The organism is Kitasatospora sp. NPDC059088 (assembly GCF_042738155.1).
Lineage (GTDB): Bacteria > Actinomycetota > Actinomycetes > Streptomycetales > Streptomycetaceae > Kitasatospora.
On sequence record NZ_JBHYGR010000157.1, the window covers coordinates 848 to 9,292 of the forward strand.

10 protein-coding genes are annotated in these 8,445 nt (G+C 74.2%); 3 read left to right on the forward strand and 7 right to left on the reverse strand.

Translation table 11 applies throughout. The features are described 5' to 3' along the window. Positions 1–807 (reverse strand): FAD-dependent oxidoreductase (locus tag ACFWXO_RS39635; protein WP_380530667.1); only part of this gene is annotated, 807 nt, incomplete at its 3' end. A gap of 275 nt (positions 808–1,082) precedes the next feature. Further along, positions 1,083–2,675 carry a M28 family metallopeptidase gene (locus ACFWXO_RS39640; RefSeq protein ID WP_380530669.1) on the reverse strand — a complete coding sequence of 531 codons (1,593 nt, stop codon included), beginning with the start codon at positions 2,673–2,675 and terminating at the stop codon, positions 1,083–1,085. Between the two features lie 147 nt (positions 2,676–2,822). Here ACFWXO_RS39640 and ACFWXO_RS39645 point away from each other — a divergent pair, with 147 nt between their 5' ends. Beyond that, positions 2,823–2,999 (forward strand): antitoxin, encoded by a 177-nt coding sequence (locus ACFWXO_RS39645; protein WP_380530672.1) that lies wholly within the window; start codon positions 2,823–2,825, stop codon positions 2,997–2,999. 39 nt (positions 3,000–3,038) lie between these two features. Here the strand turns inward: ACFWXO_RS39645 and ACFWXO_RS39650 are convergent, their stop codons facing one another. Next, positions 3,039–3,218 carry a hypothetical protein gene (locus ACFWXO_RS39650; RefSeq protein WP_380530675.1) on the reverse strand — a complete coding sequence of 60 codons (180 nt, stop codon included), beginning with the start codon at positions 3,216–3,218 and terminating at the stop codon, positions 3,039–3,041. Positions 3,219–3,292: 74 nt separating this feature from the next. Here ACFWXO_RS39650 and ACFWXO_RS39655 point away from each other — a divergent pair, with 74 nt between their 5' ends. Next, entirely contained in the window at positions 3,293–3,943 is a 651-nt protein-coding gene (locus ACFWXO_RS39655) for a TetR/AcrR family transcriptional regulator (RefSeq protein ID WP_380530678.1), read from the forward strand. After that, positions 3,940–5,316, forward strand: coding sequence for an MFS transporter (locus ACFWXO_RS39660; RefSeq protein WP_380530681.1), 1,377 nt, complete (start codon positions 3,940–3,942; stop codon positions 5,314–5,316). Before ACFWXO_RS39655 ends, ACFWXO_RS39660 begins: the two co-directional genes overlap by 4 nt. On the opposite strand, the gene ACFWXO_RS39665 is transcribed toward ACFWXO_RS39660, so the two are convergent. From ACFWXO_RS39665 to ACFWXO_RS39680, 4 genes are all read right to left on the reverse strand, one after another. Further along, complete coding sequence (locus ACFWXO_RS39665) at positions 5,303–5,830, reverse strand: DinB family protein (protein WP_380530684.1); 528 nt, start codon at positions 5,828–5,830, stop codon at positions 5,303–5,305. The two genes, ACFWXO_RS39660 and ACFWXO_RS39665, sit on opposite strands and share 14 nt — an antisense overlap. A gap of 84 nt (positions 5,831–5,914) precedes the next feature. Continuing rightward, on the reverse strand, positions 5,915–6,427 hold the full coding sequence (locus tag ACFWXO_RS39670) for a GNAT family N-acetyltransferase (protein ID WP_380530687.1): 513 nt from the start codon (positions 6,425–6,427) through the stop codon (positions 5,915–5,917). A 35-nt stretch (positions 6,428–6,462) separates the two neighbouring features. Next, positions 6,463–6,666, reverse strand: a complete 204-nt coding sequence (locus ACFWXO_RS39675) for an MbtH family protein (RefSeq protein ID WP_375897473.1) — start codon at positions 6,664–6,666, stop codon at positions 6,463–6,465. 40 nt (positions 6,667–6,706) lie between these two features. Beyond that, a partial coding sequence (locus ACFWXO_RS39680; RefSeq protein WP_380530691.1) for a condensation domain-containing protein occupies positions 6,707–8,445 on the reverse strand: 1,739 nt, incomplete at its 5' end.

The window sequence follows — 8,445 nt, forward strand, 5'->3', positions numbered from 1 at the left end:
CACCCAGTTGCGGCCCACACCCCCGTGATGGGGCCCGACTTGCGTACGGTACCCCCCCCTGTGGGTTTTGGTGCCGTTGTCTCCCCTCGACTCGACCCGGGTCGAGGTGAGCACCTCGATGCCCAGCTTGCGGTACTGCTTGGCCAGTTCGGTGGAGACCTCGACGTCCTCCAACGGCACCACGCGGTCCAGGAACTCGACGATGGTGACCTTCACGCCGTAGTTGTGCAGCACGTAGGCGAACTCGACGCCGATCGCGCCGGCGCCCGCGATGATGATGCTCTCCGGCAGCTGCTCGGTGAGGATCTGCTCCTCGTAGGTCACCACGCGCTCGCTCAGGCTGGTGCCGGGCAGCAGGCGGGTGGTGGCACCGGAGGCGATGACGCAGTGGTCGAAGGTGACCACGTCGAAGCCGCCGCCGCTGAGCGCGACCTGGAGGGTGTGGTCGTCGACGAAGGTGCCCCAGCCGTCGTACTCGGTGATGCCGTTCTTCTTCATCAGGTAGTGGACGCCCTTGACCCGGCCGTCGGCCACCGAGCGGCTGCGCTTGAAGGCCTCGGAGAAGTCGAAGGTCACCTGGCCCTCGACCTTGATGCCGAAGGTCTTGGCCTCCTTGGTGAAGATGTGGGCGAGCTCGGCGTTGCGCAGCAGGGCCTTGGAGGGGATGCAGCCGACGTTGAGGCAGACGCCGCCCCAGTACTTGGCCTCGATGACCGCGACCTTCAGGCCCAGCTGGGCCGAACGGACGGCGGCGGTGTAGCCGCCGGGGCCCGCGCCGAGGACGACGACGTCGTAGTGCGTGCTCATGTTGCTGACTCCTCCGAGGGTGTCACGGTGTCGTGATCTCGTGATCTCGGTCCCATGGTGTCAGGACCGGACTCGGCGCACCCACCGGGTCTCGGCGGATGCGCTCCGCGCGGCACCGTACAGGGCCGGGGGCCGATTGTCAGTGGCGTCCACTACGGTGGCCCGTACCCTGACCCACCAGGGGCGATGGCCGACGGGAGGTGCCGGATGGACGGTGTGCGCACGGCCGGTGGGTGGGCCCGCCGCCCGAGGACGGCAGCGGGCCCACCCGGGCGTCAGGCCGCCACCGCGTGGGCGTCGGCGCCGCCCGCTCCGGCATCGCCGGCTCCGGTGCCGCCCGGGGTGTCCGTACCCGCTCCGGCGGCCGCCCGAGCGGCCGGGCGCTGCCCGGGCACGGGCCGTTGCAGTGAGGAGAGGTCCCAGGCGTAGGTGCCGACGGCGTGGGCGATCACGTCGATGTTGACGTCGAAGGCCGCCGGGTCGAGGTTGTCCAGGTCGTCACAGGCCTTGTGGTAGCAGGCGTCGAAGGCGGTGCCCGCCGTGCCGCCGTAACGGGACTGCTGCTCGGGGGTCTTGATCACCTCGGCGCCGGTGTCGGTGCCGCCGGCCGGGATGCCCGCGTCGATGAACGGACCGTAGTCGGAGCGGCCGTTGAAGGCGGACGGGTCGTGCGGCAGCTCGCGGCCGTCCAGGTAGTCGGTGAGGAACCGCTCGATCTGGGCCGAGCCCTCCGGGCCCGCGCCGCCGCCCGCGCTGCCGGAGCCGTTGTAGACGAACTGCGCGTAGTTGGGGGACGCGATCATGTCGAAGTTGAGGTAGAGCCGGATGTTCTTCCGGTCCGCGTCGGAGAGCGACTTGACGTACGCCTCGGAGCCCTTGAGGCCGAACTCCTCGGCGGACCACCAGGCGAACCGGACCTTGTTCTTCACCGGCCGGGTGCCGAGGTTCTTCGCGACCTCCAGGATGCCGGCCGCGCCGGAGCCGTTGTCGTTGATGCCGGGCCCGGCCGGGACGGAGTCCAGGTGGGCGCCGATCATCACGGTGTTCGCCGGATCACCGCCCCGGGTCTCGGCGATGACGTTCCAGGTCTTGCGCTGCTCCATGAAGGTGCGGAGGTCCAGGGTCACCCGCACCGGCCCGGCGGCGGCCTGGGCGGCCAGCGCCTCGCCGGCCGCCTTGGCGATCCCGCCGGTCGGGACCTTCCCGGCGGTGGGCTCGCCGAGGGTCCCGTTCAGCTCGCCGTCGGTGTTGTTGTAGATCAGCGCCCCGAGGGCGCCGGCCGTGGCCGCGGCCGCCTGCTTCTCGGCGAAGCTGCACCCGCCGCGCCGGATCAGCGCGATCCGGCCGGTGACGGAGCCCGCCGGGTAGTCGGCGGGCGTGCAACCGGTGGCGGCGCCCACCGGGGCGACGCCCAACTCGGCGGTCAGGCCCGCCTCCGGGCCGCTCACCGAGTAGGTCATCGCCAGGACCGGTACCGACTCCGCCTTCGGTGACAGCACGTCCAGGCGCTGGGAGCGGGCGTCGAAGAAGGTGTACTCGAAGTCCTGCCGGGAAACCTTGAGCCCGGCCCGCCGCGCCTGTTCGGCGATGTACCGCGCGGACAGGTCGTGGCCCTTCGAACCGGCCGCCCTGGTACCGCCGTTGCGGTCGGCGAACCGTTGCAGCGCGACCAGGGTGTCCCGGGCGTCCTCGGCGCTGCTGGCCCCGACCAGCCGCTCGGCCAGCTTGGCGCCACGGCGGGCCGGGTCCGGGTCGGCGTTGGCGCTGCCCGCGCCGACCAGGAGTAACGGGGCGACCAGGGCGGCGGCGGTCAGGGCGGCGAGCGGGGACGTCCGGAAACGGGATCGGTGACGGGAGCGGGGCTTCAAGGCGACTCCTTCCGACGGTCGGTGGGTTCACGATTTGACAGGACGCGGACCGCCTTGCCAAGGGCGCCGCGCGGCCGCGAGGTGCGCGGGACGCCCTGGGCGGTGATCCTGGAGGGGTGGGGGCGTCTCATCCAGGAGGGTGACCACATGTCCATGCTGGATAAGCTCAAGGCCATGCTGAAGGGCCACGAGGACCAGGCCGAGAAGGGTGTCGACAAGGCCGGCGACTACGTCGACGAACGCACCCAGGGCAAGTACCAGAGCCAGGTCGACACCGCCCAGGACAAGCTCAAGGAGCAGTTCCGCGACCAGCCGCCGCAGTAGCGCGGCCCCGGCACTGCCCGGCCGGGCCGGCGGCGGCGATCAGGCGTCGCCCCGGCCCGGCCGTTCGGCGTCCCCGTCCGGCTCGCCGTCCGCCGCACCGACCGGATCCCCGCCCGCGCCGCAGTTCTCGCACGGCCCCCGGCCGGGCCGCTCCCGCAACCGCCCGCACTCCGGGCACACCCGGTCCAGCCAGCAGGCCGACTCGCCGCCTTCGTCCATGCCCGCGATTCTGCCCGGCGGACCCGCGGCCCAGCGATTAGACACTGTCTACGGCGATCCGGTAGACAGTGTCCATGACCGAACAGGACCGCGACCTGCGCGCCCGGCTGGTGGCCGCCGGCATCGAGCTGGTGACCGAGGAGGGCGTCCACGCCCTCGGGCTGCGGGAGATCGCCCGCCGCGCCGGGGTCTCCCACGGAGCACCGCGCCGCTACTTCCCCACCCACCGAGAACTGCTCGCCGCCGTCGCCCGACACGGCTTCGGCCGGCTCACCGACACCCTGGCCGGTGCCGACGCCCTCGCCGCCGGCACCGGGGCCGACCCCCGGGCCCGGATCGAGGCCCTCGCCCGCGGCTACCTCGGCTTCGCCGCGGCCAACCCCGGCCTGTTCGAGCTGATGTTCCGCCACGACCTGCTGGAGGGCAGCGGCACCGAACTGCGCCGCTCCACCCTGCCGCTGTTCCGCACCCTCGTCGGCCTGGTCGGCGAACTCCACCCGCAGGGCGGGGACCCGACCGCCGCCACCGCCGCGCTCTGGTCCAACCTGCACGGCCTGGCCCAACTCCGCAGCTGGGGCAGCCTCGCCCTGGCCACCGGCAGCGACGGCGACGGCGACAGCGACAGCGGCAGCGACAGCGACAGCGACAGCGACAGCGACAGCGACAGCATCGAACCCGTGCTGCGCGCCGCCCTGACCGCCCACCTCGGCCCGGCCGACCGGTGACCGCCCGCCACCGGGGGCTCGCCCTCGCCGCGAGCATCACCGGCGCCGTCCTGGTCGCCGTCGACGGCACCGTGCTCACGGTCGCCCAGCCCACCCTGCAGCGCGACCTGCACGCCTCCCTGGCCGCCGTCCAGTGGACCAGCAGCGGCTACCTCGTCACCGTCGCCGCGCTCCTGGTCTTCGCCGGGCGGCTCGGCGACCGGTACGGCCACCGGCGGCTCTTCGTGGCCGGAGTGGTCTGCTTCGCCGCCACCTCCGCCGCGATCGCCCTGGCACCCGGCATCGGCTGGGTGATCGCGCTGCGCGTGGCCCAGGGCCTCGCGGGCGCCCTGCTCCAGCCCGCCACCATCGGCATGCTGCGGGCCGTCTGGCCCGCCGACCTGCTACCCCGCGCGATCGCCGTGCGCACCGCCGCCCTCGGCCTCGCGGTCGCCGCCGGACCGCTGGTCGGCGGCGCGCTCACCACCCACTTCGACTGGCGGGCGGTCTTCCTGCTCGGCCTGCTGCCCGCCGCCGCGGCGCTGGTCGCGGCCCTCGCCGTGCCCGCGGCCCGTACCGAGCCGGTCGGCGGCGGCCACGACCTGCCCGGCGCGGGACTGCTGGCACTCGCCCTGGTCTGCCTGGTGCACACCCTGGCCGTCCTCCCGACCGACGGCTGGTCGACGGGGACGGTCCTCGGCCTCGCGACGGCCGGGCTCGCCGCCCTCGCCTTCGCCCGGCACGAGCGCCGGACCGCCTGCCCGCTGGTACCGCCCGCCCTGCTCCGCTCACCGGCCGTCGGGCCGGCGCTCGGCGTCCTGCTCGCGGCATCGGCGGCGGTGCTCGGCACGCTCTTCCCCGCGACCTACTTCCTCCAGGAGGTGCTCGGGCTGGATCCGCTGCACAACGCCCTGCGGGGGCTGCCGCTCGCCGTGGCGATGATCGTGGGCGCGCCCGCCTCGGCCTGGCTGGCGAGGCGTCACGGCGTGCGCGCCACCGTCTTCACGGGCATGGCACTGATCACCACGGGCACCCTGCTCACCTCCCGGCTCGGCCCGGACTCGGGCGACACCGCGATCGGCTGCTGCTTCGTGCTGCTCGGCGGCGGCCTCGGCGCGGTGATGGCGACCGCGACCTCGGCCGTCGTCCGGGGTGCGGCCGACGCCGAGTCGGGAGTCGCCGGAGGGCTCCAGCAGACCGTGATGAACATCGGACCGGCCCTCGGCATCGCCCTCGCCACCACCGTCGCCGGCCGTGCCGCACCCGGCACGGCGCTCACCCCGGTCGCCCTGGCGACGACCGGGGTGGCGGCGGCGGGAGCCCTGCTGGCGCTGCGGCTCCCCCGCCCGGCCGCGCGGCCGGTCCCGGCGCCGGTGCCCCTCAGACGCCCGTGACGCCGTCGATGCCCTCCCGGAGCAGGTCGGCATGACCGTTGTGGCGGGCGTACTCCTCGATCAGGTGCACCAGGACCCAGCGCAGCGAGACGGTGTCCGAGCCGACGATCCCGGCGATCCGCCGGTCCAGCGGGCCCGGTGAGTCCAGCGGCGCTCCCCCGGCCAGCTCGCGGCCGTGCTCGACCTCGGCCCGCCAGTTCGCCAGCGCCTCCGTCATCCCCCGGGCCTCGTCCAGGCCGTAGCCGTCCGGATTCTCCGGGCCGTACACCGGCGGCACCGTGCGGCCGGCGAACACCCGCTGGTACCAGGTGCGTTCGACCTCGGTGAGGTGCTGCACCAGGCCGAGCAGCGTCAGCGTCGACGGCGGCACCGAGGCCAGCCGCACCTGCCGGTCGTCGAGCCCGGAGACCTTCTGCACCAGCGTGGCCCGCTGGAACTCCAGCCAGCCCTCCAGCGTGGCGCGTTCGTCGGCGTGCGGCGGCGGGAAGGCCCGGCCGTCAGGCATGAGTGTCATGGCCGCCACTGTGCCATCCACCACTGACAGCGACCCCCGGCGCGGCCGAGCACGCCGGGGGCCGGTCGGGGGCCGGGCCCGGGGTCAGGCCTCGCCGGTCGTGGAGACCACCACGACCCTGGCCACCGTGCCGTCCTCGTCCACCGAGTCCCGCAGGTGGCGGAAGCCCAGCTTCTCGCACATCGCCAGGCTCGGCGTGTTCTCGGCGCCCACCAGGCCGTAGACCTCCTTGAGCCCCAACTCGTCGGCGGCGTAGCGGATCAGGCCGCGGACCACCTCGGTGCCCAGGCCGCGGCCCCAGAAGCCGGGGGCGAGGGCGGCGACCAGCTCGTGCCCGTCGACGTTCCCGGTCCGCTTCACCTCCGCGTGGCCCGCGTAGGCGCCGTCCAGCCACAGGCCCCAGACGTCGAAGAGCCGCTGGGGGTACACATCGCTCAGGATCGCGCGGAACAGCGTGCGCAGCTGCGGTTCGGGCACCAGGTCCTGGCCCATCCAGCGGCAGACCTCCGCGTCGCGGAGCAGGGCGACGAAGGCGTCCTCGTCCTCGGGCCGGTAGGGGACGAACTCCAGGCGTTCGGTGTGCAGCACGGGGGTCACGGCGGACTCCTCTTCCTCGTGGTGGGACGGTCGGGTCAGGCCTCGGCGTTCTCCATGCGCTCGCGCAGGCTGCGCGGGCGCATGTCGGTCCACACCTCGTCGACGTAGGCGGAGCACTCGGCCTCGGTGCCCTCCCGGCCGACCGGCTGCCAGCCGGCCGGGACGTCGAGGTCGACCGGCCAGAGCGAGTACTGCTCCTCGTCGTTGCGCAGCACCTGGAAGCGGGTGTTCTCGTCCATGTCGTTCCTGCCTCTTCTCGTTCTCGTGGGGTGGTGCCGGTCAGCGGCCCGGCCGGCCGTTCCGGGCGTGCCGGGCGATGTGGCGCAGCGCCTCGGCGAACTCCTCGGCGGCCCGGCGCACTTCGGCCGGGTCGTGGACGGCGGGGCGGTGGTGCCAGGTGAAGGCGAGCCGGCCCCGCTGGGCGGCGCCGACCACCTCCAACGGGTGGGAGCCGGGGTCGCGGGGGTCGTGGTCCTGGCCGCAGGAGCCGAGTTCGGCGCGGACCAGGCCCCCGCCAGCGGCCTCGGGGCGGGCGTCCCACTGGCCGAGGTAGTTGAAGACCACCTGGCCGTGGGCGGCGGCGGCGAGGCGTTCGCGGACCTCGGGCGGGCCGAAGGCGCGCAGGGCGCCGAAGCCGAGCCCGTTGCCGGGCACGGCGCGCAGTTGCCGGCGGACGGCCTTGACCAGGGCGCGCCAGTCGCGGTCGGGGCCGAGCTGTTCGGGCGCGGGGACGTCGAGGCCGACCGGGTGGACGGTGGTGAACCAGCCGACCGTACGGGACAGGTCGACGCCGTCGAGCAGGTCCTCCCGGCCGTGGCCCTCCAGGTCGAGGCGGATCCGCGGCTGTCCGGTCCAGCGGGCCAGGGCGAGCGCGAGGGCCGCGAGCAGCACGTCGTTGACCCGGGTGCGGTAGGCGGCGGGGGCGGCGCGCAGCAGGGCGTCGGTGTCGGCCTCGTCGAGTTCCACCGTGACGGCCCCGGTCCCGGCGGCTGTGCCGGTCCCGGTGCTGGAGCTGGAGCCGGGGGCGTCGGCGGGGCGCACGGGCGGTTCGGCGCGGCCCGTCACCGCCTGCTCCCAGTAGGGCAGTTCGTGGTCGAGGCCGCCCTCGGCGACGTGGGCGGCGAGCCGCCGGGCCCAGTCCCGGAAGGAGGTGCCGCGCTCCCCCAGGTCGATCGGGCCGCCCGCCCGGGCCTGGTGGTAGGCGCTCTCCAGGTCGTCGCGCAGCACCCGCCAGGAGACGGCGTCGATCACCAGGTGGTGGGCGACCAGCAGGAGCAGCGGCGGGCGGTCCGGTTCGCCGGTGAAGGTGAACAGGGCGGCGCGCAGCAGCGGGCCGCGGGCCAGGTCGAAGCCGCCGTGCAGTTCGTCGGCGGCCTTGGCGAGGGCGGCGTCGGCGGACTCGGGCGACTGGCCGGTCAGGTCGTGGTGGACCAGGAGGTCCTCGGTGCGGGCGGGCGGCGGGTTGAACTGGTGCCAGCCGGAGGCGTCGTGGGTGAAGCGCATCCGCAGCGCGTCGTGGTGCTCCAGCAGGGCGTTCAGGGCGGTGTCCAGGGCCGCGCGCAGGGCGGGGTGGTCGGGGTCGGGGCCGAGTTCGAGCAGCGCGGACTGGTTGAAGTGGTGGTGGGCGGCGCGCGGGGTGGTGAGGAACCACGCCTGGATCGGGGTGAGCGGCACGGCGCCGGTGACCGGTCCGTCGTTGTCGCGGTCGGGGGCGTTGCGCACCACGGTGGCGAGTTCGGCGACGGTCTGGTGGGTGAAGAGGTCGCGGGTGGCCAGGTGCAGGCCGTCCCGGCGCAGTCGGGAGACCACCTGCATGCTGAGGATGGAGTCGCCGCCGAGCAGGAAGAAGTTGTCGTCGGCGCCGACCCGTTCGACGCCGAGGACGTCGGCCCAGATCCGGGCGATCCGGCGTTCGGTGTCGTTCTGCGGGGGGCGGGGGGGGGCCGCCGCCGCGCCCCCCCCCGCGGGGGGGGGGGGGATTAAAAAAACACAGAGGCGCCCAACAAAAACATATAATA